This is a genomic window from Rugamonas sp. DEMB1 (genome assembly GCF_029834475.1).
Lineage (GTDB): Bacteria > Pseudomonadota > Gammaproteobacteria > Burkholderiales > Burkholderiaceae_D > Rugamonas > Rugamonas rubra.
Genome location: NZ_CP122407.1, coordinates 4,724,333 through 4,748,370 on the forward strand (window position 1 = coordinate 4,724,333; position 24,038 = coordinate 4,748,370).

Annotated in this window: 21 protein-coding genes and 3 pseudogenes; 9 read left to right on the top strand and 15 right to left on the bottom strand. The window is 67.4% G+C overall.

From position 1 onward, the window contains the following. Positions 1-56 precede the first annotated feature (56 nt). On the top strand, positions 57-2,042 hold the full coding sequence (locus QC826_RS21745; protein ID WP_279762399.1) for an OPT family oligopeptide transporter: 1,986 nt from the start codon (positions 57-59) through the stop codon (positions 2,040-2,042). A 178-nt stretch (positions 2,043-2,220) separates the two neighbouring features. Here QC826_RS21745 and QC826_RS21750 read toward each other — a convergent pair whose 3' ends face one another. From QC826_RS21750 to QC826_RS21755, 3 genes and pseudogenes are all read right to left on the bottom strand, one after another. Beyond that, positions 2,221-3,429 (bottom strand): methyl-accepting chemotaxis protein, encoded by a 1,209-nt coding sequence (locus QC826_RS21750; RefSeq protein WP_313872789.1) that lies wholly within the window; start codon positions 3,427-3,429, stop codon positions 2,221-2,223. A 142-nt stretch (positions 3,430-3,571) separates the two neighbouring features. Continuing rightward, positions 3,572-3,871, bottom strand: a pseudogene (locus QC826_RS31330) (MCP four helix bundle domain-containing protein); the annotation flags it as partial. Positions 3,872-4,171: 300 nt separating this feature from the next. After that, on the bottom strand, positions 4,172-5,101 hold the full coding sequence (locus QC826_RS21755; RefSeq protein ID WP_279762401.1) for a histone deacetylase family protein: 930 nt from the start codon (positions 5,099-5,101) through the stop codon (positions 4,172-4,174). Between the two features lie 238 nt (positions 5,102-5,339). On the opposite strand from QC826_RS21755, the gene QC826_RS21760 reads away from it, so the two are divergent. The 6 genes and pseudogenes from QC826_RS21760 to QC826_RS21780 all read left to right on the top strand — a co-directional run bounded on the left by QC826_RS21760 (position 5,340) and on the right by QC826_RS21780 (position 11,297). After that, positions 5,340-6,260 carry a MoxR family ATPase gene (locus QC826_RS21760; protein WP_279762402.1) on the top strand — a complete coding sequence of 307 codons (921 nt, stop codon included), beginning with the start codon at positions 5,340-5,342 and terminating at the stop codon, positions 6,258-6,260. Positions 6,261-6,264: 4 nt separating this feature from the next. Beyond that, positions 6,265-7,260, top strand: coding sequence for a DUF58 domain-containing protein (locus QC826_RS21765; protein ID WP_279762403.1), 996 nt, complete (start codon positions 6,265-6,267; stop codon positions 7,258-7,260). Next, positions 7,257-8,744, top strand: a pseudogene (locus QC826_RS21770) (transglutaminaseTgpA domain-containing protein); the annotation flags it as partial. The gene QC826_RS21765 and the pseudogene QC826_RS21770, both read left to right, overlap by 4 nt. 220 nt (positions 8,745-8,964) lie before the next feature. Then, on the top strand, positions 8,965-9,375 hold the full coding sequence (locus tag QC826_RS31335) for a DUF4129 domain-containing protein (RefSeq protein WP_313872888.1): 411 nt from the start codon (positions 8,965-8,967) through the stop codon (positions 9,373-9,375). Next, positions 9,372-10,538, top strand: a complete 1,167-nt coding sequence (mltB, locus tag QC826_RS21775; protein WP_279762405.1) for a lytic murein transglycosylase B — start codon at positions 9,372-9,374, stop codon at positions 10,536-10,538. The genes QC826_RS31335 and mltB overlap by 4 nt, the downstream gene beginning before the upstream one ends. 426 nt (positions 10,539-10,964) lie before the next feature. Next, positions 10,965-11,297, top strand: coding sequence for a hypothetical protein (locus QC826_RS21780; protein ID WP_093386220.1), 333 nt, complete (start codon positions 10,965-10,967; stop codon positions 11,295-11,297). Between the two features lie 71 nt (positions 11,298-11,368). Here the strand turns inward: QC826_RS21780 and cysM are convergent, their stop codons facing one another. Together cysM and QC826_RS21790 are read right to left on the bottom strand one after the other, a co-directional pair. Next, a complete protein-coding gene (gene cysM / locus QC826_RS21785) occupies positions 11,369-12,271 on the bottom strand; it encodes a cysteine synthase CysM (RefSeq protein WP_279762406.1) in 903 nt (300 codons plus the stop codon). A 79-nt stretch (positions 12,272-12,350) separates the two neighbouring features. Beyond that, the gene (locus QC826_RS21790) at positions 12,351-12,899 is read right to left on the bottom strand and encodes a GNAT family N-acetyltransferase (protein WP_279762407.1); all 549 of its coding nucleotides are present in this window, start codon (positions 12,897-12,899) and stop codon (positions 12,351-12,353) included. A 101-nt stretch (positions 12,900-13,000) separates the two neighbouring features. Between QC826_RS21790 and QC826_RS21795 the strand changes: the two genes are divergently transcribed. Beyond that, positions 13,001-14,767, top strand: coding sequence for an FAD-dependent oxidoreductase (locus tag QC826_RS21795; protein ID WP_279762408.1), 1,767 nt, complete (start codon positions 13,001-13,003; stop codon positions 14,765-14,767). Between the two features lie 59 nt (positions 14,768-14,826). Here QC826_RS21795 and QC826_RS21800 read toward each other — a convergent pair whose 3' ends face one another. From QC826_RS21800 to QC826_RS21810, 3 genes are all read right to left on the bottom strand, one after another. Next, on the bottom strand, positions 14,827-15,291 hold the full coding sequence (locus QC826_RS21800) for an RES family NAD+ phosphorylase (protein WP_279762409.1): 465 nt from the start codon (positions 15,289-15,291) through the stop codon (positions 14,827-14,829). Beyond that, a complete protein-coding gene (locus tag QC826_RS21805; RefSeq protein WP_279762410.1) occupies positions 15,288-15,773 on the bottom strand; it encodes an antitoxin Xre/MbcA/ParS toxin-binding domain-containing protein in 486 nt (161 codons plus the stop codon). The genes QC826_RS21800 and QC826_RS21805 overlap by 4 nt, the downstream gene beginning before the upstream one ends. A gap of 177 nt (positions 15,774-15,950) precedes the next feature. Next, positions 15,951-16,412 carry a ComEA family DNA-binding protein gene (locus QC826_RS21810; RefSeq protein WP_279762411.1) on the bottom strand — a complete coding sequence of 154 codons (462 nt, stop codon included), beginning with the start codon at positions 16,410-16,412 and terminating at the stop codon, positions 15,951-15,953. A 238-nt stretch (positions 16,413-16,650) separates the two neighbouring features. On the opposite strand from QC826_RS21810, the gene QC826_RS21815 reads away from it, so the two are divergent. Beyond that, a complete protein-coding gene (locus QC826_RS21815; protein ID WP_279762412.1) occupies positions 16,651-16,974 on the top strand; it encodes a DUF1778 domain-containing protein in 324 nt (107 codons plus the stop codon). On the opposite strand, the gene rfaE1 is transcribed toward QC826_RS21815, so the two are convergent. From rfaE1 to cmk, 7 genes and pseudogenes are all read right to left on the bottom strand, one after another. Continuing rightward, entirely contained in the window at positions 16,971-17,915 is a 945-nt protein-coding gene (rfaE1, locus tag QC826_RS21820; protein WP_279762414.1) for a D-glycero-beta-D-manno-heptose-7-phosphate kinase, read from the bottom strand. The genes QC826_RS21815 and rfaE1 overlap by 4 nt on opposite strands. Positions 17,916-17,924: 9 nt before the next feature. Then, on the bottom strand, positions 17,925-19,292 hold the full coding sequence (locus QC826_RS21825; protein WP_279762415.1) for a UDP-glucose dehydrogenase family protein: 1,368 nt from the start codon (positions 19,290-19,292) through the stop codon (positions 17,925-17,927). 73 nt (positions 19,293-19,365) lie between these two features. Then, positions 19,366-20,541 carry a lipopolysaccharide assembly protein LapB gene (lapB, locus tag QC826_RS21830; protein ID WP_093386198.1) on the bottom strand — a complete coding sequence of 392 codons (1,176 nt, stop codon included), beginning with the start codon at positions 20,539-20,541 and terminating at the stop codon, positions 19,366-19,368. A 33-nt stretch (positions 20,542-20,574) separates the two neighbouring features. Further along, positions 20,575-20,880, bottom strand: a complete 306-nt coding sequence (locus QC826_RS21835) for a lipopolysaccharide assembly LapA domain-containing protein (protein ID WP_279762416.1) — start codon at positions 20,878-20,880, stop codon at positions 20,575-20,577. 138 nt (positions 20,881-21,018) lie between these two features. Then, positions 21,019-21,325: pseudogene (locus tag QC826_RS21840) on the bottom strand (integration host factor subunit beta). 16 nt (positions 21,326-21,341) lie between these two features. Beyond that, complete coding sequence (rpsA, locus tag QC826_RS21845; RefSeq protein WP_020705490.1) at positions 21,342-23,021, bottom strand: 30S ribosomal protein S1; 1,680 nt, start codon at positions 23,019-23,021, stop codon at positions 21,342-21,344. 210 nt (positions 23,022-23,231) lie between these two features. After that, entirely contained in the window at positions 23,232-23,903 is a 672-nt protein-coding gene (gene cmk / locus QC826_RS21850; protein WP_279762417.1) for a (d)CMP kinase, read from the bottom strand. Positions 23,904-24,038 lie beyond the last annotated feature (135 nt).

Below are 24,038 nucleotides of genomic sequence, written 5' to 3' on the forward strand. Positions count from 1 at the left end.
CTTTTTTGCCGATTCATGACTTTTTTATTAACTTTACACCACCCGGAGTGTTGAAGATGAGACAAGCCGCAGCACCGACGCCGAAGGAAATCACCGTACGCGGGATCATCCTCGGCGTCCTCATTACCCTGGTCTTTACAGCCGCCCAGGTTTATCTGGGCCTGAAGGTCGGTTTGACCTTCGCCACCTCGATCCCGGCAGCGGTGATCTCGATGGCCCTGCTGAGCGCCTTCAAGGACGCCACCATCCAGGAAAACAACATCGTCCAGACCATCGCCTCGGCGGCCGGCACGCTGGCCTCGGTGATCTTCGTGCTGCCCGGCCTGATCATGATCGGCTGGTGGGCCAAGGTGCCGTTCTGGCCCACCTTCGGCTGCTGCGCCATCGGCGGCGTGCTCGGCGTGATGTACACCATGCCGCTGCGCCGCGCCCTGGTGTCGCAGTCCGACCTGCCGTATCCGGAGGGCGTCGCCGCCGCCGAGGTGCTGAAGGTCGGCATGGCCTCGCGCAACGGCGCGGCCGAAGGCAAGGCCGGCCTGCTGGCCCTGGTGTGGGGCAGCCTGGCCTCGGCCCTGTTCGCCGCCGGCAGCGCCGTCAAGGTGATGGCCGGCGAAGTGGCGATCTACTTCAAGACCGGCGCCGGCGCCACCGGCATCGGCGCATCGAGCTCGCTGGCCCTGCTCGGCGCCGGCCACCTGATGGGCATCACCGTCGGCATCGCCATGCTGGCCGGCCTGCTGATCGCCTGGGGCGTGCTGGTGCCCTTGATGACGGCGCTGCATCCGGCGCCGCTGCTGTCGGCCGCCGAGCAGGCGCTGTCGGTGTGGAAGACCGACGTGCGCATGATGGGCGCCGGCACCATCGGCGCGGCCGCGCTGGTCACGCTGGCCGGACTGGCCAAGCCGGTCATCGGCGGCCTGAAATCGGCGCTGGAAACGGCCCGCCTGGCCAAGGCCAACAAGGGCGTGGCGCTGCCGCGCACCGAGCAGGACCTGCCGCTGTTCATCGTCGGCCTGGTCACCATGATCTCGATGGTGCCGGCCGGCTGGCTGCTGGCCACCTTCCTGCAGGGCACCGTGCTGGCCGAGCTGGCCTGGCCGCTGGTGGCCGTCGGCATCGGCTACATCATCATCGCCGGCATGTTCGCCGCCGCCGTGTGCGGCTACATGGCCGGCCTGATCGGCTCGTCGAACTCGCCGGTGTCGGGCATCGCCATTTTGACCATCCTCGGCGCCGCGCTCAGCGTCGGCATGGTCGGCCGCCACGTCATGGGCCCCGAGGTGGCGCAAGCGCTGGTCGCCTTCGCCCTGTTCGTCACCACCGTGGTGCTGGCGGTGGCGGTGATCGGCAACGACAACCTGCAGGATTTGAAGACCGGCCAACTGGTCGACGCCACGCCGTGGAAACAGCAGGTCGCCCTGTTGGTTGGCGTGTTCGCCGGTTCGGCCGTAGTGCCGCCGGTGCTCGACCTGCTGAACCACGCCAACGGCTTCGCCGGCGCCGCCAACGTCGGCGTGATCTCCTCGACGCCGCTGGCGGCGCCGCAGGCGGCGCTGATCTCCACGCTGGCCAAGGGTGTCATCGGCGGCAACCTGCCGTGGCACCTGCTGGGCTACGGCGCCGCGCTGGGCCTGGGCCTGGTGCTGGTCAACTACCTGCTCAAGAAGTTCAGCGACAACAAGTACAGCCTGCCGCCGCTCGGCGTCGGCCTGGCCATCTACCTGCCCAGCGCGGTCACCGCGCCGGTGGTGGTGGGCGCCGTCGCCGGCTACCTGTTCGAGCGCGCCATGGAGCGCCGCGCCAGCGGCGAGACGGCCAAGCGGCTGGGCGTGTTGATCATGTCCGGCTTCATCGTCGGCGAGAGCCTGTTCAACGTCGCGCTGGCCGGGCTGATCGTCATGTCCGGCGACGGCGAGCCGCTGGCCATCGCCAACAGCATGAGCGAGGCGCAGACCATGATCGTCGCGCTGATCGTCGGCATCGTCGTCGTCGCCGGCCTGTACTCGTGGTCGGCCAAGAGCGCGCGCAATTGCGCCGCTTGATGCGACAGGCTTGACATGAGAAAGGAGCTGCGGGCGACCGCAGCTCCTTTTTTTTTACCCCTAACCCGGGACGCGAAAGCCGGGGTCTGACCCCATTCGGGGTCAGACCCCTTTGCTTACGGGGTAAGGCCGGCATCCCGGAAATCCGCGAAGAACCTTTTTCAAGTTGTGGTCCGCCTCAGGCGGCGCGCGCCTCCAGGCGCAGCGCGGCGGGCTGGCCGCCGCGTCCAGCGCGGTTGGCGCCGCCGATGGCCTGCGCCGGCGCCTTGGCGCGGCCGCCGGCCGGCGCCAGCCGGAACACGCTGACCGCGTGCGTCAGGCTGCCGGCCTGCTCCAACAGCGCGGCCGAGGCGGCGGCGGCCTCCTCCACCAGCGCGGCGTTCTGCTGCGTGACGCCGTCCATCTCGATGATCGCCTGGTTGATCTGCTCGATGCCGGCGCTCTGCTCCTGGCCGGCGGTGCTGATCTCGTCGATGATGGCGCTGACGCCGTCGATGCTGGTGACGATCTGGCGCATCGTCGCGCCGGCCCGTTCCACTTGGGCGTTGCCGGCGTCGGCCTGCTGCACCGAGTCGTCGATCAGGGTCTTGATCTCCTTGGCCGCCGCCGCGCTGCGCTGGGCCAGCGTGCGCACCTCGGTGGCCACCACGGCGAAACCGCGACCCTGCTCGCCGGCGCGGGCCGCCTCGACCGCCGCGTTCAGGGCCAGGATGTTGGTCTGGAAGGCGATGCCGTCGATGACGCTGATGATGTCGCCGATCTTGCGCGCCGAGGCGTTGATCGAGGCCATCGTGTCGACCACCTTGGCGACCGCCGCGCCGCCCTCCTTGGTCACCTCCAGCGCGCCACGGGCCAGCGCGCTGGCGCGGTTGGCGTGGTCGGCGTTGTTGCGCACGGCGACGGTCAGCTGCTCCATCGACGAGGCGGTCTCCTCCAGCGAGCTGGCCTGGTGTTCGGTGCGCGCCGACAGGTCGACGTTGCCGCTGGCGATCTGGCCGGAGGCGGTGGCGATGCTGTCGCTGCCGCTGCGCACCCGGCCGACGATGTCGACCAGGCTGGTGTTCATGTCCTTCAGGGCCAGCAGCAGCTGGCCGGTCTCGTCGCGGCCGCCACCTTCGATGCGGCTCGACAGGTCGCCGTCGGCGACGGTGCGCGCCACCTCGATCGCCGCCCGCAGCGGCCGGGTGATGGAGCGGGTGATCCACCAGGCCAGGACGACGCCGAGTAGCAGCGCCAGCGCGCCGAAGCTGAGCATCAGGGTGCGGGCCGAGCCGATGTCGCCGCGCACCTCGGCGCCGCTGGCGTTGACCAGCTGGCGCTGGAACTGCGCCATTTGCGTCACGCTGTCCTGCAGGCGGTCGAGCGCCGGCAGCGTCTCCTCGAGCATGCGCGCCTTGGCCTCGGCGCGCTGGCCGGCGGCCAGCTGCTGGTCGACCTGGCCGAACGAGGTGACGTAGACGCGTCGATCCTGCTTTGAAGCGCTGCAACATCACCTTGGCCTCGTCCTTGTAGAGCAGGCGGTCGAGCGTCTCGACGGCGCCGTTGATGGCCAGCTTGTTGGCCTCGATGCGGCGGCGGATCTGCTCGACGCGGGCGGCGTCCGGCTCGAGGAACAGCTCGAGCGTGCGGCGCGCGTTGGCGCGGGTGCGCGAGCTGATGTCGGCCAACGCCTCGGCCTTGACCCAGTCCTTGTCGATCATGCGCGCGCTGGTCGCGCCGATGTGGTCCAGCCGTACTAGGGCGAAGGCGATCAGCGCCGCCGTCAACAGCAAGACCAGCGCAAAGCCGGCGCCTAGACGCCGTCCGATAGTCCAATTCCCGATGTTCATCTTGGTTCCTCAATGTATGCGCCGCAGGCGCGGGCGGGTGCGGCGGGCAGGCGGCCGCGCCGGCGGGGCGTCATGCGGCGGGCCTGGCCGCGCCGACAGGCTCCCGGCCGGCAAGACAAAACGAGGGTGGAAAAACGGCGTTGTCTGAGTGGGGGCGGCGGGGAGGATGTTGCCCTACGTAAACATGATAGCGATATCAGGCGGGGGATGAAATATCCAAGAGGGACTATTGCGCACAGTGGATTCCCCCACAGGACTAGTCACAAAGGACTAGTCGCGCAGGCGACCTCGGCGCGGCGGCTACAGCTCGGCCAGCGCCTTGACGTGGGCCACCACGCTGCGGCCCAGCGCCGACAGGTTGTAGCCGCCCTCCAGGCAGCTGACGATGCGCCCGCCGGCGTACAGCTTGGCCACCGCCATCACCTGCCCGGTGATCCAGGCATAGTCGGCCTCGACCAGGCCCATGCCGCCGATGTCGTCCTCGCGGTGGGCGTCGAAGCCGGCCGAGACGAAGATCATCTGCGGCCGGAAGGCGTGCAGCGCCGGCAACCAGTGCTCCAGCACCGCCTGGCGCACCGCCGCGCCGCCGGAATGGGCCGGCAGCGCCACGTTGACGCGGTTGGCGGTGTAGGGCTCGGGCGGCGTGTAGGGGTAGAACGGGTGCTGGAAGAAGCTGACCATCAGCGCGCGCGGATCGGCGGCGAAGGCCTCCTCGGTGCCGTTGCCGTGGTGGACGTCGAAGTCGACGATGGCGACGCGCTGCAGGCCGCGCGCGTCGAGCGCGTGCTTGGCCGCGATGGCGACGTTGTTGAACAGGCAGAAGCCCATCGGCTCGCTGGGCCGGGCGTGGTGGCCGGGCGGGCGGATCGAGCAGAAGGCGTTGTCGAACTCGCCGTCGATGACGGCGTCGGTGGCCGCCACGGCGGCGCCGGCGGCGCGCTGCGCGGCCTGCCAGCTGTGGGCGTTGAGCGAGGTGTCGCCGTCGATCGGGTAGTCGTCGGCGCCGACGGCCGGCGTGTTGTCGCGCACGATGGCGATGGCGTTCCTGCTGTGGTTGCGCTCCAGGTCGGCCATGGCCACCAGCGGCGCCTGGCGGTGCTCCAGCAGGTCGTTGATCTGCGCCCGCATCAGCTGGTCGGAGATGGCCTGCAGGCGGGCCGGCGACTCGGGGTGCCAGTCGCCCATCTGGTGGCGCAGGCAGTCGGGGTGGGTGTAAATTGCTGTGGTCATGGTATTCGTCTCTGCCGCCGCGATCAATGGGTATCCGCTGCGCGCGTTCTCGCATAGAATCCCTAGACCGGTACTTTATATTGTTCAAAACTGCCGATGGCGCTAATCTACCACGCCGGCGCGCTTTGCCGCTGCGCCGGCGGCCGATTCGGGGCGCCGCCGGCCAAACCGAGGCGCCGTCGGCCAAACCGAGGCGCCGTCGGCGCCCCCCCCCAACCAGCCCAGGGCCGTCCACTCGATGTATTCCAAATTGCACGCCGTGGCCGAGCAGGTCGGCCAAATCATCGTCGGCAAGGAGCGCCAGATACGCCAGGCGCTGACCTGCCTGCTGGCCGGCGGCCACCTGCTGATCGAGGACGTGCCCGGCGTCGGCAAGACCACGCTGGCGCACGCCCTGGCCATCTCGCTGGGGCTGCGCTTCAACCGCATCCAGTTCACCAGCGACCTGCTGCCGGCCGACGTGGCCGGCATCTCCATCTACCAGCGCGAGCAGGACGCCTTCGTGTTCCACCCGGGGCCGATCTTCACCCAGGTGCTGCTGGCCGACGAGATCAACCGCGCCACGCCGAAGACCCAGTCCGGCCTGCTCGAGGCGATGGAGGAGCGCCAGGTCAGCGCCGACGGCGTCACCCGGCCGCTGCCGGAGCCCTTCTTCGTCATCGCCACGCAGAACCCGACCCACCAGGTCGGCACCTTCCCGCTGCCCGAGTCGCAGCTCGACCGCTTTTTGATGTGCCTGTCGCTGGGCTACCCGGACGCCGCCGCCGAGCGCGCCCTGCTGATGGGCGAGGACCGCCGCGTGCTGCTCAAGGCGCTGCCGGCGGCCATGACGGCCGAGCAGCTGGGCGCCGCCCAGCGCGGGCTGCGGCAGATCCACTGCTCGGCCGCGCTGGTCGACTACGTGCAGGCGCTGGCCCAGGCCTCGCGGCAGAGCGGCGCCTTCGCCGAGGGCATGAGCCCGCGCGCCGCCATCGCCCTGCTGCAGGCGGCGCGCGCCTGGGCCGCGCTGGAGGGGCGCGACCACGTGCTGCCGGAGGACGTGCAGGCGGTGCTGCTGCCGGTCTGCGCGCACCGCCTGCGCCCGCTCAAGTCGGCCCACGGCGCGGCGCTGGCCAGCGGCGACCTGGTGCTGCAGTTGCAGGCCTCGGTGCCGCTGTAGCCGCATGTTGGCGCGCCTGCGACAGCTGGCCAGGGACGGCGCCGACCGCTGGCTGTTCCAGCTCAGCGCGCCCGAGGCGGGCGAGGTGCTGCTGACGATGCGCCGCGTCTTCATCGTGCCCAGCGGCCCCGGCCTGGCCTTCGCCGGCCTGCTGCTGTTGATGCTGGTCGGCGCCGTCAACTACAACCTCGGCCTGGGCCACGCGCTGACCTTCCTGGCCGGCAGCTGCGCCGTCGCCGACATGGTCATGACCGCGCGCAACCTGGCCCTGCTGCGCCTGTCGCCCGGCCGCGCCGCGCCGGTGTTCGCCGGCGAGGAGGCGCGCTTCGAGCTGCACCTGCACAACCGCACGCGGCGCGACCGCTACGCCGTCTGGATCGACGTGCACGGCGCCGCCGCGCCGCGCCAGGCGGCCGACGTGGCGGCCGGCGCCAGCACCAGCGTGCTGCTGTCGGCGCCGACCGCGCGGCGCGGCTGGCAGCACGCGCCGCGCCTGCAACTGAGCACGCGCTTCCCGCTCGGCCTGTTCCGCGCCTGGAGCTACTGGCATCCGGCGCTGCGCGTGCTGGTCTACCCCTACCCCGAGGCGGACGCGCCGCCGCTGCCGACCCAGGGCGCGGCCAGCGAGGACGGCCACGGCCAGGTCGGGCTGGACAACTTCGCCGGCATCCGCCCCTACCAGCCGGGCGACCCGATGCGCCACCTGGCCTGGCGCCAGATCGCCCGCCACGACCCGGCGCACGGCGGCCAGCTGGTCAGCAAACAATTCGACGGCGGCGCGGTGGCCGAGCTGACGCTGGACTTCGAGCAGTTGCCGGCGCGGCTGGACCTGGAGCTGCGCCTGGCGCGCCTGGCCAGCTGGGTGCTGCGCGCCGAGCAGCGCGCCCTGCCCTACTCGCTGCGCCTGCACGGCCGCACGCTGGGGCCGGCGCTGGGCCAGGCGCACCGCGCCGCCTGCCTGCGCGCGCTGGCCTTGTACGGCCTGGAGGATGGCGAATGAAGCGTCCACCGGACGGGAACGCGGCTGGGCCAAGAAAACCCGAGGGCGCAAACTGGGCTCGGACCCGCGAGGGGTCCGACCCCGGCTCTCCGCCTTTGGGTGGCCTATTGAGCCGCTGGCTGCGCCTGGCCCGGCAACTGCCGCGCGACAAGGCCGACACCCTGCTGCTGCTGGCCGCCGCCGTGCTGGTGCTGCTGCCCCACTTTGGCCACCTGCCGCTGTGGACCAGCGCCACCGTCTGCGCCACGCTGCTGTGGCGCGCCGCGCTGACCCTGCGCGGCAAGCGCCTGCCGCCGCTGTGGCTGCTGCTGCCGGTCTCGCTGCTGGCCATGGCCGGCGTCTACCGCTCCTTCCACACGCTGCTCGGGCGCGACGCCGGCGTCGCCATGCTGGCCCTGCTGCTGGCCTTCAAGCTGCTCGAGATGCGCGCCCGGCGCGACCTGTTCGTGGTGGTCTTCCTCTGCCTGTTCCTGCTGCTGACCACCTTCTTCTACTCGCAGACGGCGCTCACCGGCCTGGGCATGCTGCTCACCGTGCTGCTGCTGCTGACCGCCCTGCTGTCCTTCCAATACACCGGCGCGGTGCCGCCGCTGCGCCGCCGTATCGGTCTGGCGGCGCGCATCGTCGCCGTCGCGGCGGCGCCGGCGCTGCTGCTGTTCCTGCTGTTCCCGCGCATCCAGGGGCCGCTGTGGCGCCTGCCGGGCGACGCCCACGGCGCCCGCAGCGGCATGTCCGACAGCATGTCGCCCGGCAGCGTGGCGGCGCTGGCGCAGTCCGACGAGGTGGCCTTCCGCGTCCGCTTCCTCGATCCGGCGCCAGCGCACGGCCTGTTGTACTGGCGCGGCCTGGTGCTGGGCGACTACGACGGCCGCACCTGGCGCCGCCTGCCGCGCCTGCGCGGCGTGTTGCGCCCGGAGGTGCACGTCGGCGCGCGCGGCCAGCCGCTGCGCCACGAGGTGACCATGGAGGCCAGCGGCCAGCGCTGGCTGTTCCTGCTCGAACTGAGCGACCCCGAGCTGCGCCTGGCCGAGCACCGCCTGGGCAGCTCGGACGAGCTCGAACTGTTCACGCAAAGCCCGATCGAGCAACGCCTGCGCTACACCACGCGGGCCTGGCTGGACTTCAGCGTCCAGGCCGACGCCAGGCCGGAACAGCTGCAGCGCTGGCTGCAACTGCCGGCCGGCTACAACCCGCGCGCGCTGGCGCTGGCCGCGCGGCTGCGCGGCGCCACGCCGCAGGCCTCGGTGCAGGCGGTGCTGCGGCTGTTCCGCGACGAGCCCTTTACCTACACGCTGAACCCGCCGCTGCTGGGCCGCGACGCCGTCGACGACTTCCTGTTCGCCAGCCGCGCCGGCTTCTGCGAGCACTACGCCGGCGCCTTCGTCGTGCTGCTGCGCGCCATGGGCGTGCCGGCCCGCGTCGTCACCGGCTACCAGGGCGGCGAGCGCAACCCGCTCGACGGCTACCTGAGCGTGCGCCAGTCCGACGCCCACGCCTGGGCCGAGGTGTGGCTGGCCGGCGCCGGCTGGCGCCGCGTCGACCCGACCGCCGCCGTCGCGCCGGACCGGGTCGAGCGCGGCCTGGCGCGGGCCCTGCCGCCGCCCGCGCCGTTCAGCCTGGCCGGCCTGGGCCAGCTGATGCGCCTGGGCGACAACGCCCCCGCCTGGCTGCAACAACTGCGATTTAGCATGGGAGCGATGAATAATGCTTGGAATCAATGGGGCCCTGGATTACAATCCAGACAGGCAGCGGAGTTTCCTCGAAGAACTAGCCGACACCCTCGGCAACGCCCGCGCCGGCGCCGGCCTGGCGCTGTGCGCCGCCTTGCTGTGGTGGCTGCGCCGGCTGCGCGGCCGGGTTCGGCCGGAACCGTTGGCGGCGCTATACGAGGAGTTCTGCCGGCGCCAGGCGCGCCACGGCTTCGTGCGCGGCGCCGCCGAGGGTCCGCAGGACTACTTGGCGCGCCTGAGCACGATGGACGCCAGCGCGGAAAAACACGCTGCCATGCGCAGTTTTCTGAATTTGTATGGCACGCTGCGGTATGGGCGCGCCACACCCGATGAGAGAGCGGCGTCGCTGACGACGCTGCACAACCTGTTACCTTTATGCCGATGACTTCCCTACTGCGCCACCTCCCCCTCCGTCCCCGCCACCTGCTGGCCCTGTTGCTGGCGGCCGCCCCGTTCAGCCAGGCGCTGGCGGTCGACCAGTACGGCTACAAACTGCCGCCCAGCCAACAGAGCAAGGCCAAGGCCGAGGCCAAGGCCAAGGCCAAGCTGAAAAAAGGCCCGCCGCCGATCGACTACAACGGCGAGTTCGTCAACTTCGGCCAGTGGAAGGAGGTGCGCCTGTTCATCGACGGCCTGGTCGAGAAGAACGGCTTCCAGCGCGCCGAACTGGAGGCGCTGCTGGGCCAGGTGCGCTACGTCGAGTCGGCGGTGCAGCTGATCAAGCCGGCGCCGCCGGGCAAGCCGAAGAACTGGCAGGCATACAGCCGGCTGACCGTCGAGCCGGTGCGCATCGACGCCGGCGTCAAGTTCTGGAACGAGAACCGCGAGACGCTGGCGCGCGCCGAGGCGCTGTACGGCGTGCCGGCCGAGATCCTGGTCGGCATCATCGGCGTCGAGACCGTCTACGGCCGCAACACCGGCCGCTTCCGCGTGCTCGACGCGCTGACCACGCTGGCCTTCGCCTATCCGGAGGCGCCGGCGCGCCTCGAGCGCATGGCCTTCTTCCGTGGCGAACTCGAGGCCGCCCTGCTGTACGCCCGGCAGAACGGGGTCGACCCGCTGCAGCTGCGCGGCTCCTACGCCGGCGCCGTCGGCATGCCGCAGTTCATGCCCAGCAGCATCTTGAAATACGCCGTCGACTTCGACGGCGACGGCCGCATCGACCTGCTCAACTCGAGCAACGACGCCATCGGCAGCGTCGCCGCCTTCCTGGTGGCGCACGGCTGGCAGCGCGACACGCCGGGGCCGCTGGTGATCGCCGCCCAGGTCTCGCCCAACCGCAGCTGGGAACCCCTGCTGGGCCGGGGCCTGAGCGCGAATTTCCTCGCGCCGGACTTGACGGCGGCCGGCGTCGCCACCACATCGGCCTTGCCGGCCGGGGTGCGCTATGGTCTGGTGGACTTGCAGAACGGCGCCGAGGCGACCGAATATTGGCTGGCGACCAACAACTTCTTCGCCATCACGCAATACAACCGCAGCTATTTCTACGCCATGTCGGTGGTCGAGCTGGGGCGGGCGGCGAAGCTGTCGCGCGGCGGGGAGATGTAAGGAAGCGTAAAGAGGCTTGCCAGGGAAAGTTGCAGAAGGTATCTTTTACTTTACCATTTGCAACATCACCGGTATGCTCGAAAGAAATTCATTTCATGCAGCAACTTCGGCGGAATTATCTTATAATTAACTTTATAGATTCGATAAAACACTTGCGCCACGCAGCTTAACACAGCAAACCGTGTATAATTCTCACACAATGTTGCATAAGGACAACGAGCGCGCGCACTCAAGACATTTTTTTATTGCTTATGAGTATTAGATTGCGTGCTGCTGTACAATTGTGTATATATTATGAAACTTGTTATCCCGGAATCCGTCCGTGTGTGAATTCGTTCCTTAGTGAAGGATGAACATTAACGCAGCAGCGAGCTCCGAGTGTTTTTTACTTTGCAGGACAACTTTACAGAAGGAACAAACGAAATCATGACAAACCAAGTCGGCATTGATATGAACAACGAGTCGGATGGCGATGATCTGTTGCAGTACAACCCTAACCGGTTGTTGGACACGCTGATCGAAAACCTGCGCCTGAAAAACGATGCCGCGCTGTCGCGCGCATTGGAAGTGGCGCCACCGGTCATCAGCAAGATTCGCCACCACCGCTTGCCGGTCGGCGCTTCGCTGCTGATCCGCATGCACGAGGTCAGCGACCTCAGCATTCGCGACCTGCGCTACTTGATGGGCGACCGCCGCAACAAGTTCCGCATCAGCGACAAGCAGTTCAAACCAAAAGAAGGCGAACCAGGCCAGGGCTGATCCCTGCCGGTTGCCAGACTCTGGCACTCCCTCCCCTCACGAGGGGGAGAGGGAAGCACTATTGCATGAAGTCAGGCCGGGAACACCCCGGTGGACAAATAGCGGTCGCCGCGGTCGCAAACGATGAACACGATAGTCGCGTTCTCCACCGTTTGCGACAGGCGCAGCGCGATCTCGCAGGCGCCCGCCGCCGAGATGCCACAGAAAATCCCCTCCTCCGCCGCCATGCGACGGGCCATTTGCTCGGCCGCCGCCTGCGTCACGTATTCGATCTGGTCGACCCGCGCCTTGTCGTAGATTTTCGGCAGGTAGGCCTCCGGCCATTTGCGGATGCCGGGGATCTGCGAACCCTCCTCCGGCTGCGCGCCGACGATCTGCACCGCCGGATTCTGCTCCTTCAAATATTGCGACACGCCCATGATGGTGCCGGTGGTGCCCATCGCCGAGACGAAGTGGGTGACCCGGCCGCCGGTGTCGCGCCAGATCTCCGGGCCGGTGCCCTCGTAGTGGGCGCGCGAGTTGTCGAAGTTGCCGAACTGGTCGAGGATGATGCCCTTGCCGTCCTTTTGCAGCTGCTCGGCCATGTCGCGGGCGTATTCCATGCCGCCGGTGCGCGGCGTGAGCATGATCTGCGCGCCGTAGGCGGCCATGCTCTGGCGCCGTTCGACGCTCAGGTTCTCCGGCATCAACAGCAGCATCTTGTAGCCGCGCAGCGCCGCCGCCATCGCCAGGGCGATGCCGGTGTTGCCGCTGGTGGCCTCGATCAGGGTGTCGCCCGGCTTGATGTCGCCGCGCTCCTCGGCCCGCTTGAGCATGGACATGGCGGCGCGGTCCTTGACCGAGCCGGCCGGATTGTCGCCCTCCATCTTGCCGAGGATGATGTTGTGGCGCGCCGCCGCGTCGGCGCCCGGCAGGCGGGTCAGCTGCACCAGCGGCGTGTTGCCGATCGTGTCTTCCAGAGTCTTGTAGGCCATCGTCTAATCTTCTTCCGAATTCCGCAAAACGACTATTTTAATCCCAGACGGGGCGCCGCGTGCGGCCGAGGCCGCCGGCTCAGCGCGGCAGGCGGAAATGCATGAAGGAATACGACAACTGTTCGCCGTCGATGCGGAACATGTCGGCGATCTCGCCGCTCTGCTCGAAGCCGCAGCGCAGGTACAACTGGCGCGCCGGCGCGTTGGCCGACAGCATCTCGAGGTCGACCCAGTCCAGCTGCGCCTGGCCGCCGGCCCAGGCCAGCGCCGCCTCGACCAGGTCGCGGCCCAGGCCCAGGCGGCGGAAGGCGCGGTGCACGCCCATGCCGAGCAGGGCGCGGTGGGCGGCGCCGCCGTCGGGCCGGGCGCGCAGGTCGACATGGCCCTGGATGCCGTTGGCGCCGGTGGCTACCCAGGCGCGGCGCCAACCGGGCTGGTCCAGCGGCAACGCCAGCGCGGCGCGGAAGGCCGCCTCCTTGTCGGGCGCAAAGCGCGAGCGGCCGCGCGGCATCGGCTGGAACAGCGCCGCGCCGTCGCGGCCGTTGTCCTGCAGATGCTCGTTCAAATAGGCGAAGAAGGCGTCGAGGTCGGCCTCGACTACGGGCCGAATGGCAGAGTGCGCGGACATGCGAAACCGTGTGAAAAGGGGAACGACGATTGTAGCAGCAAGGTGCCGCCGCTTGCGCTAGACTGCCTATATCTTTGCAACCCCATTTTCCCGAAACGACCATGGCCACACCCACTATCGAATTCATTCCCGACGCCGGCCAGGACGAGGCCGTGCCGGCCGCCACGCTGAACATCGAGGCGCGCCGCCACCAGATCTTCCCCGTGCTCGGCGCCGCCGAGATCAAGCGCATGCACCGCTTCGGCCAGCTGCGCCGGTTCGCCGACGGCGAGCCCATCCTCGAAGCCGGCCGCACCGCCTTCGGCCTGGTGGTGGTGCTGTCGGGCCGCATCGCGGTGACCCGCTTCGACGGCCTGGGCAACACCTGGCCGGTGGTCGAGCACGGCCCCGGCCAGTTCGGCGGCGAGGTGGCCCAGTTGTCGGGCCGGCCGGCGCTGGCCAACGCCCACGCCGTCGGCGCGGTCGAGGTGCTGGTGATCAGCTCGGAGTCGCTGCGCGCCCTGGTCATCGCCGAGGCCGAACTGGGCGAGCGCATCGTGCGCGCCCTGATCCTGCGCCGTGTCGGCCTGCTCGAGGCCAACTCGGGCGGCCCGGTCATCGTCGGCCCGCGCGGCCACGGCCGCATCCACCACCTGCAAAGCTTTTTGGCCGCCAACGGCCACCCGCACACCGTGCTCGACCCGCAAACGGACAGCCAGGCGGCCGAGCTGATGGCGCTGTACCAGCCGACGGCCGACGAGCTGCCGCTGGTGGTCTGCCCCGACGGCGTGGTCAAGAAGAACCCCTCGCTGGCCGAGATGGGCCGCTGCCTCGGCCTGCTGCCCGAACTCGACGAGGACAAGGTGTGGGACGTGATCGTCGTCGGCGCCGGCCCGGCCGGCCTGGCCACCGCCGTCTACGCCGCCTCCGAGGGCCTGTCGGTGCTGGCGCTGGAGACGCGCGCCTACGGCGGCCAGGCCGCCGCCAGCGCGCGCATCGAGAACTACCTCGGCTTCCCCACCGGCGTGTCGGGCCGCGCGCTGGCCGGCCGCGCCTTCGTGCAGGCGCAGAAGTTCGGCGTCGAGGTGGCCATCCCGGCGCCGGCGGCGCGGCTGATCTGCGACACCTACCCCCTGCAGGTGGAGATGTGCGGCAGCGGCACCCGGCTCAAGGCGCGCAGCGTGGTGCTGTCCTGCGGCGCGCGCTACCGCCGGCCGTCGCTGGCCAACCTGAAGCAGTTCGAGGGGCGCGGCGTGTACTACTGGGCCTCGCCGATCGAGGCCAAGCTGTGCAAGAGCGAGGAGGTCATCCTGGTCGGCGGCGGCAACTCGGCCGGCCAGGCGGCGGTGTTCCTGTCCGGCCACGCCGCCAAGGTGCACATGGTGATCCGTGGCGAGGGGCTGGCCGCCACCATGTCGAGCTACCTGATCGAGCGCATCGCCGCCACGCCCAACATCGTGCTGCACACCCACACCGAGATCGTCGCGCTGGAGGGCGACGAGGACGGCCTGCAACAGGTGCGCTGGCGCAACCGCCTGAGCGGCGAGGAGCAGGACTGCGACGTCTGCCGCGTCTTCCTGTTCATCGGCGCCGACCCCAACACCGGCTGGCTGGGCGACTGCGGCGTCGACGTCGACGACAAGGGCTTCATCCGCACCGGCTTCGACGTCACCAAGGCGCAGTGCCACGCCAATTTCAGCCAGGGCGTCTACCCGCCCGAGCTGCCGGTGCGCGCCGCGCTCGAGACCAGCGTGCCGGGCGTGTTCGCCATCGGCGACGTGCGCGCCAACTCGACCAAGCGGGTGGCGGCGGCGGTCGGCGAAGGCGCCGCCGTGGTGTCGCAGATCCACGCCTTCCTGGCCAACCTGCCGGCCGGGCAGCGCGGCTGAGCGGCGCGGCGGGCGGCGGCGCCGCCGCAGTCGAGAACGCGCGCGAGCGTGGCGCCGCGTCAGAATCGCGGCCCCAGCAGGCGGCGGTCGAAGCTGAACGGGCGCACCACGCTGAGCGCCACCACATCAAAGTCGGGATGCAGCGGATTGATGACGACGTTACCCTCCTCCGGTAGCAGCGCGGAGGGAACCGCCATGCATAACTGGCCCATACGTCTGAGCCAGTTTCCGCCAAACGCTTGCGCGCTGGCGGAAACCGGCATGGCGTTCCAATCGAGAGGCAAGTCGGCAAGACCGGGGCGGTAGACGGACACGTCGTCAGGCAACTCGACCGCCACCAAAACCAACGGCGGCATGGGCAGCGAGCCGAGGTGCGCCAGCGCTTCCAGGGCGCATATCGCCACCGAGGCGCCGGCGTAGAAGGCCGGCAAGTTCGGCGGATTCCAGCGCCCGCCAAAGCGCGCCGAGCCGGCACACAGGCGATCCAGCGCGTATGCCCGGCGGGCGATACGCCACAATTTCACAGGGCGCCGCCGGTCGCGATTGCGTTCAAGACCTGGCGCACGGCAGCGGCGCCAGGCTCGGTGTCGAGGTAGTCGATCGGCGCGGCATCGCTGAAGATGCGGCTTGGCATGACCAGCCAGCGCTTGGCCAGCTCCTCGTCCTCGAACACCTCGCACGCCATATTGGCGACGTCGGCCATTCGCCAAATACGCTCGGAGGCGGCGGCATCCAGGTTGGCGGCCTTGCGGGCCAGGGTGAACGCGGTGGTTTCGGCCACCCGCGCGACGACGCGGATCTTCGCGGTTGGCAGCTTGAAATAGTCGCCCGCCTCTTTCAGAAAGACGGCAGGCAAGCCGCGCCGGATCAACTCAATGACCTGGGCGACTTCGCGCTGTTGCATGTGAACCAGAGCGACAAACGAGCTCTGCGACGGCTCTTGCGGACGCGGACGCCGACGCGCGGCGGCGCGCCCGACGATCTTCGATTGCTTCGGCACAAACATGATCGATGCCTCCAATGTGAAGTTGACGATACACCAAATGGAGGCACCTTGCCATGTTCGCGATCAGGAGCGGCGCGGCCAGCGCCACCGCGCTGGAGAATGCGAAAAAACCCGCGCGGCTCGCGCCGGCGGGTCCTTGTGCCGACGTGGCCTGGCGGCCACGGCACGGCGGTAGGCTTACTTCTTCTTCGGCGCGTCGGCGGCGGCGGCCTTGTCGGCGGCGGCGGCCTTCGCCGGCACCGAGGCGGTGGCGGCGGCGGCTGGCATAGCGGCCGGCATCGCGGCGGCGGCCTTGGCCGGTTTCTCGGCCTTCTCGCCCTTGGCGGCCTTGGCCGGTTTTTCGGCGGCCGGCTTGGCGGCGGCGCCGTCCTTCGACTTGCCGTTCACTTGCAGGCCGGCCTCGGACAGTTTGAGGGCGCTCTTGTCGCCGAGGCCTTTAACGCGTTTTTCCAGATCGGCCCAGTCCTTGAATTCGCCGCCCTTGCTGCGTTCCTCGATGATGGCCTTGGATTTGGCCGGGCCGATGCCCTTGATGCTGTCCAGCGCGGCCGCGTCGGCCTTGTTGACGTCGACCTGGGCGAAGGCGAAGCTCATCGCGGCGATCAGGGTGGCTAGCGCCAGCAGTAGTTTCTTGAACATGGCAATATCTCCGTGGTTGGTGGAAAAAGCAAGGGCGAAGGTCGCGCCTTGAACCAACTTAACGCCCGGTGCTGTGATCGGTTGACTTAAAAACATGGTCAAGACTGTATCCATATCAAATCGTCCGTCGAGAAGGCATGACGGAAGCGCTCGGCAACACGCCAACTGCGGTCCGACGCCAAGTGACATACACTGGCGTAGCCATACCGTGGCGGGGCCGATAAGAAAGGTAAGACATATGAACATCCCTAAAAATAGGGACAGGACTTCCAACCGGGTTCCCACAACGATAGTAGAAACACTGCAGGAAGCCGCCGACCTGACAGGCGCGACACTTAACCAGTTCATGGTTCAAGCTGCTCTTGAGAAAGCCGAAAAGCTTATCGCCCGAGAAAAAATCATCTATTTCTCGAAAAATGATGCCGCCATGATTGTCAATCTACTCGATAACCCAGCAAAACCAAATGCCGCGCTGGTTAGGGCGTTTGAGAGGTTCACACTGAGGGAAATAGAAAATGGCAACGCCGCCACGGCGTCGCCGTCCATTCCATCGGTCGACTAGCCGAACAACTCCTCGCGCGTGACGGTGGCCGTGCCCAGCTTGCCGACCACGATGCCGCCGGCGCGGTTGGCCGTCTGCACCGCCTCGTGCCAGTCGCGCCCGGCGCCCAGCATGGCGGCCATGGTGGCGATCACCGTGTCGCCGGCGCCGGAGACGTCGAACACCTCGCGCGCGTCGGCCGGCATGTGGAAGATCTCGTTCTCGGTGTACAGGGTCATGCCCTCCTCCGAGCGGGTCAGCAGCAGCGCGTCGAGCTGGAGCTCGCGGCGCATCTGCTGCGCCTTGGCGGTCAGCTGCTCCTCGTTGCCCCAGCCGCCGACCACGCGGCGCAGCTCCGACTTGTTCGGCGTCAGCATGGTGGCACCGGCGTAGCGGCCGAAGTCGTCGCCCTTCGGGTCGACCATGACGATCTTGCCGGCGGCGCGCGCCGAGGCGATCATGTCGGCCACGTTGACCAGGCTGCCCTTGGCGTAGTCCGACAGCACGATCACGTCGTAGTCCGGCAGCAGCGCCTTGAACTGCATCAGCTTGTCGCGCAGCACGGTGTCGGTCGGCGCCTCCTCGAAGTCGATGCGCAGCATCTGCTGCTGGCGGCCGATGACGCGCAGCTTGATGATGGTCGAGATGGCCTCGTCGCGCTTCAGGTAGCTATGGATGCCGCCGCCGGCGAGCAGCCGCTCGACCTCGTCGCCGGCCTCGTCGTTGCCGACCACGCCGAGCAGGCCGGCGTGGGCGCCCAGCGCGGCGGCGTTGCGCGCCACGTTGGCGGCGCCGCCCAGGCGCGCCTCGCGCCGCTCGACGCGCACGATCGGCACCGGCGCCTCGGGCGAGATGCGGGCCACCTCGCCGAACCAGTAGCGGTCCAGCATGACGTCGCCGACCACCAGGATGCGCACCTGGTCGAGCGCCGGGGCGGTGAATTGGGTCAGGGTGTTAGGCATGGCGTCCTCTCAGTTGCGGGTCAAGACGGAACGGCCGATGCCGTGGTACTCGAAGCCCGCCTCGGCCATCACCTGCGGCTCGAACAGGTTGCGGCCGTCGAAGATCACGGCCTGCTTCAAGGCCGCCTTGATGCGGTCGAAGTCCGGGCTGCGGAAGGCCTTCCATTCGGTGACGATGACCAGCGCCTCGGCGCCGCTCAGGGTGTCCATCGGGCTGCTGGCGAAGCGGACGCGGGCCAGCTGCTCGGCGTCGAAGTCGAGCGCCAACACGCGCTTGGCCTCGGCCATGGCGACCGGGTCGTACACGGCGACCGTGGCGCCGCCGTCGAGCAGCTGCTTGAGCAGCACGCGGGCCGGCGCCTCGCGCATGTCGTCGGTGTTCGGCTTGAAGGCCAGGCCCCAGACGGCGAAGTGCTTGCCGCTCAAATCGGCGCCGAAGCGCTTGGCCACCTTCTGGCCCAGCACCAGCTTCTGCTTGTCGTTGACCGCCTCGACGGCGCGCAGGATCAGCAGGTCCTGGTCGTACTGGCGCGCGGTGCGCTCGAGCGCCTGCACGTCCTTCGGGAAGCAGGAGCCGCCGTAGCCGGCGCCGGCGTAGAGGAAGCTGTGGCCGATGCGCGGGTCCGAGCCGATGCCGTGGCGTACCGCCTCGATGTCGGCGCCGACCTGGTCGGCCAGGTTGGCCAGCTCGTTCATGAACGAGATGCGGGTGGCCAGCATGGCGTTGGCGGCGTATTTGGTGAACTCGGCCGAACGCACGTCCATCCAGAAGGTGCGCTCGTGGTTGCGGTTGAAGGGCATGTACAGCTTCTTCATCAGGCCGTGGGCGCGCGAGCCCTCGGCGCTGCTGTCGCAGCCGATGACGATGCGGTCGGGCCGCATGAAGTCCTCGACCGCCGCGCCCTCCTTGAGGAACTCGGGGTTCGACACGACGGAGAACTTGGCGCCCTCGGCGCGCGCGTCCAGCTCGGCCTGCACGGCGGCCTTGACGCGGTCGGCCGTGCCGACCGGCACGGTGGACTTGTCGACGACGACCTTGAACTCGGTCATGTGGCGGCCGATGCTCTTGGCGGCGGCCAGCACGTACTGCAGGTCGGCCGAGCCGTCCTCGTCGGGCGGCGTGCCGACGGCGATGAATTGCAGGGTGCCGTGCGCCACCGAGGCGGCGATGTCGGTGGAGAACTGCAGGCGGCCGGCGGCGCGGTTGCGCGCCACCACCTCCTCCAGGCCCGGCTCGTGGATCGGGATGCCGCCGGCGTTGAGCATGGCGATTTTCTTTTCGTCGACGTCGAGGCAGAAGACGTCGTTGCCCAGCTCGGCCAGGCAGGCGCCGGTCACCAGGCCTACATAGCCGGTGCCAATAATGGTGATTTTCATGTGTGTGTTCCGCCTACTAGGTTGCAAACCCCGGCCCGGCGGCGCGCTGGCGCCGGCCGCTTCCGGGGTCGGGTTAATTCATCACGTTGAGTTCTTCGGTGCGGCGCGGCGGGTAGGTTTCCCAGCGGCTGCAGCCGGGACACTGCCAATAGAACTGGCGCGCCTTGAAGCCGCAGTGGCTGCACTGGTAGCGCGCCAGCTTCTGGGTGTAGCCGTGCACCAGGTTCTTCACCATCGACAGCTCGGACACCAGCGCCGCCGGCGCGTCCATCATGCGCGCCTCGAGCAGCTTGTCGAGGCCGAGCAGGGTCGGCGTGCGGCGCAGCTCGGCGCTGACCAGCTGCTTGGCCGCCTCGACGCCGTCGAGCTCCAGCACGGCCTTGAACACCACCTCGATCAGGTCGATCGACGAGGCCTGTTCCAGATACGATTTGAGCAGGTTGACGCCCTCCTGCGGCCGGCCGACCTTGCGGTAGCCGTCCATCAGGCGCTGCGCCACCAGGGCCACGTGCGGCACGCTCTGCTGCTCGACGCGGCGCCAGCTGAGCAGCGCGCCCTCGACGTCGCCCTGGGCCAGCTGGGCGTCGCCCACCAGCATGGTGGCGCGCACGTTGGTGCGGTCGACCTGCAGCGACTTCTCCAGCAGCGGCAGGGCCTGCTCGGGATGCAGGTGGACCAGCGCGTCCTGCGCCAGCTCGCAATAGAACTGCGCCACTTCCTTCTGGCGCGAGCCGGCGCCGGCCTCCTGCAGGCCCAGCGCCGCCTCGATGGCGCGCGGCCACTCCTTCTCGCGCTGGAAGATCTCCAGCAGCGCGCGGCGCGCCTGCACCGCGTACTGGCTGCCGGTCAGGCGGTTGAAGGTCTCCTCGGCGCGGTCGAGCAGGCCGGCCTTCAGGTAGTCCATGCCCAGCTCGTATTCGGCGTGCTCCTTCTGCTCCTGCGGCAGGTCGGGCCGCGCCAGCAGGTTCTGGTGGACGCGGATGGCGCGCTCGGTCTCGCCGCGGCGGCGGAACAGGTTGCCCAGCGCGAAGTGCATATCGGCCGTCTCCGGGTCCAGCTTGACGATCTCGATGAAGGCGTCGATGGCCTTGTCGGGCTGCTCGTTGAGCAGGAAGTTCAGGCCCTTGAAATAGCCGCGCGGCAGGGTGCGCGACTCGGACACCAGTTGGCGGATGTCGACCCGCGCGGCGATCCAGCCCAGTCCGAAAAAGACCGGGATACCCAATAACCACCAGAGTTCAAATTCCATGCTGTGCTTGTTGTTGTTGGCTTGCGGGCGGCATTACTGCTGCGTGTTGACGCTGTCCGGCTGCGGCGGGGCGCTGCCCTGCTGCGCCGTCGATTGCAGCGTGTGGATGGTGGTTTTTTGTTTGTTCGCTTCGCGCCGGTGGCGGAACACGGTGGGCGTGAGCGCCAGCACGCCGAGGGTGGCGCCGGCCGCGAAACAGCCCAGCAGCATCAGCACCAGGGGGCCGCGCAGCTCATAGTTGAGGAAAAAGCGCAGATCGACTTCCTGCGTGTTTTTCAAGGCAAAACCAAAAAACAAAACGAAGAGAACGAATCCAACGATTGTGGAAAGAAATTTCATCTGCTTGGTTCCTGTTCTGTATTTCAGAGTGCGCCAGTGTCGCACAAGAAAGCAAATACTTCAAAAAAATCCCCGACGGGAACAAAAAAAGCGGCATCCAGGGACGCCGCTTTTTTACATCCATCGGTGGTAGACGCTTCAGTCCTCGATGATCGGTTGCCCGACCATCGCGTCGACCCGCTCGCGCAATTGCTTGCCCGGCTTTGAAGTGCGGCACCCGTTTTTCCGGCACCATCACCTTGTCGCCCGACTTCGGATTGCGTCCGATGCGCGGCGGCCGGCTATTCAGAGCAAAGCTGCCAAAACCGCGGATCTCGATGCGTTGACCGGTCGCCAGGGCGTTGGTCATCGCGTCGAGGATGGTCTTGACGGCGTACTCCGCATCCTTGGCCACCAGCTGAGAATAGCGCTCAGCCAGGCGGTTGATCAACTCGGACTTGGTCATCTACTGAATACCGATATTAGTTCTTGTTGTCGAACTTGGCTTTCAACAGCGCGCCCAGGCTGGTGGTGCCCGAAGCTGCGTTGTTGTCGGTGGCGGCCATTTTCTGCATCGCTTCCTGGGTCTCGACGTTGTCTTTCGCTTTGATCGACAGCTGGATGCTGCGAGCTTTGCGGTCGATGTTGATGACCAGGGCTTCGACGGAGTCGCCGACCTTCAGGTGCGTACCGGCATCTTCCACGCGGTCGCGGGAGATTTCGGAAGCGCGCAGGTAGCCTTCGACTTCTTCGGACAGTTGGATGACGGCGCCTTTTGGCTCCACCGACTTGACGGTGCCCGTGACCAGGGCGCCTTTGTCGTTCATCGCTGCGAAGTTGTTGAATGGATCGCCTTCCAGTTGCTTGACGCCCAGGGAAACGCGCTCGCGCTCGACGTCGATGGCCAGAACGATGGCTTCCAGCTCGTCACCCTTCTTGAAGCGACGGACGGCTTCTTCGCCGGTCTCGGTCCACGACAGGTCGGACAGGTGAACCAGGCCGTCGATGTTGCCGGCCAGGCCGATGAAGACGCCGAAGTCGGTGATCGATTTGATCGCGCCGCGGACTTTATCGCCCTTCTTGTGGGTGACGCCGAAGTCGTCCCATGGGTTCGCTTTGCACTGTTTCATGCCCAGCGAGATACGGCGACGCTCTTCGTCGATCTCCAGAACCATCACTTCAACTTCATCGCCCAGTTGGACGACTTTGTTCGGAGCGACGTTCTTGTTGGTCCAATCCATTTCGGAAACGTGGACCAGACCTTCGATACCCTGCTCGACTTCAACGAAGGCGCCGTAGTCGGTCAGGTTCGTTACTTTACCGAACAGACGGGTGCTTTGTGGGTAACGACGGGACAGACCGGTCCAAGGATCGTCGCCCAGCTGTTTCACGCCCAGCGAAACACGGTTCTTTTCCTGATCGTACTTCAGGACTTTGGCGGTGATTTCTTGGCCGACGGTCAGCACTTCCGACGGGTGACGCACACGACGCCATGCCAGATCGGTGATGTGCAGCAGGCCGTCGATGCCGCCCAGGTCGACGAAGGCGCCGTAGTCGGTGATGTTCTTGACGACGCCGGTAACCACGGTGCCTTCTTTCAGCGTTTCCATCAGTTTCTGACGCTCTTCGCCCATCGAAGCTTCGATGACGGCGCGACGCGACAGAACCACGTTGTTACGCTTGCGGTCCAGTTTGATGACCTTGAATTCGAGGGTCTTGCCTTCGAACGGGGTGGTGTCCTTGACCGGACGGGTGTCGACCAGCGAACCCGGCAGGAAGGCGCGGATGCCGTTGGTCAGAACGGTCAGGCCGCCCTTGACTTTGCCATTGACGGTACCGACGACGATCTCGCCCGATTCCATGGCTTTTTCCAGTGCCAGCCACGAGGCCAGACGCTTGGCTTTGTCGCGCGACAGGATGGTATCGCCGAAACCGTTTTCGAGCGATTCGATGGCCACGGAAACGAAATCGCCAACTTTGACTTCCAGTTCGCCGTGGTCATTCTTGAATTCTTCAACAGGGATGAAAGCTTCCGATTTCAGACCAGCGTTAACGATCACGAAATTGTGATCGAGACGCACGACTTCAGCGGAGATAACTTCGCCGGAGCGCATATCTTGACGGGACAACGACTCTTCGAAGAGCGCTGCAAAACTTTCCATACCGGAGGTGGTAGCTGTAGACATAGGGGTTCACACATGGTTAGCCAGCAGAGTTCGCACAACGCGACTTAAACTGGGTTAGGGTTTTGACACACCCGTGACGAGCACAGGCCCGTCTTGGGCACCGCAATGGCACTAACACGTACCATTTTTACTGCTTTTGCTGCTGTTTTTTTACTACATTCACTTCTGAATTCTTTGCCGCGCAGCCTACGATTTCATCGCCGCCGCATACCATTTGAGCACCTCGTCGACCGCTTGGTCGGCGTTCATGTGCGAGGTATCGAGCACATGGGCACCCTCTGCCGGGACCAGCGGGGCTATCGCCCGGTGCGTATCGCGATCGTCGCGCGCTTGCAAATCCATCAGAAGGTCTTCCATATTAGCAGGAATTCCCTTGTCAATCAATTGCTTATATCGGCGTTCGGCGCGCGCCGCCACGCTGGCGGTCAAAAACACCTTCAGCGGGGCGTGCGGGAAGATCACCGTGCCCATGTCGCGGCCGTCGGCGACCAGGCCGGGCGCCTTGCGAAAGCCCAGTTGCAGGCCGACCAGGGCGTGGCGCACCGAGGGCAGCGCGGCGATCTTCGAGGCGGTGTTGCCGACCAGTTCGGCGCGGATGGCGTCGCTCACGTTCTCGTGCGACAGGATGACGTCGCCGCCGGTGAAGCTGCACGGCAGGTGCTCGGCCAGCTTGGCCAGGGCGTGCTCGTCGGCCAGGTCGGTGCCGCGGCGCAGCGCCGACAGCGCGGTCAGGCGGTACAGCGCGCCCGAGTCCAGGTAGTGGAAGCCGAGCTTATCGGCGACGCGGTGCGCGACGGTGCCCTTGCCGGATGCGGTGGGGCCGTCGATGGCGATGACTGGGATGGAGTGGGTCGACATATGAAAATTTCAGTGTTAATGGGAAACAATAGCACGGCGGCGCGGCGGACTGTCAGCTGCGGACTTCAAGGGTCAGACCCTAGGGTCTGACCCTGGAGTCTGACCCTGGAGTCTGACCCTGGGGCCGACCCCGCC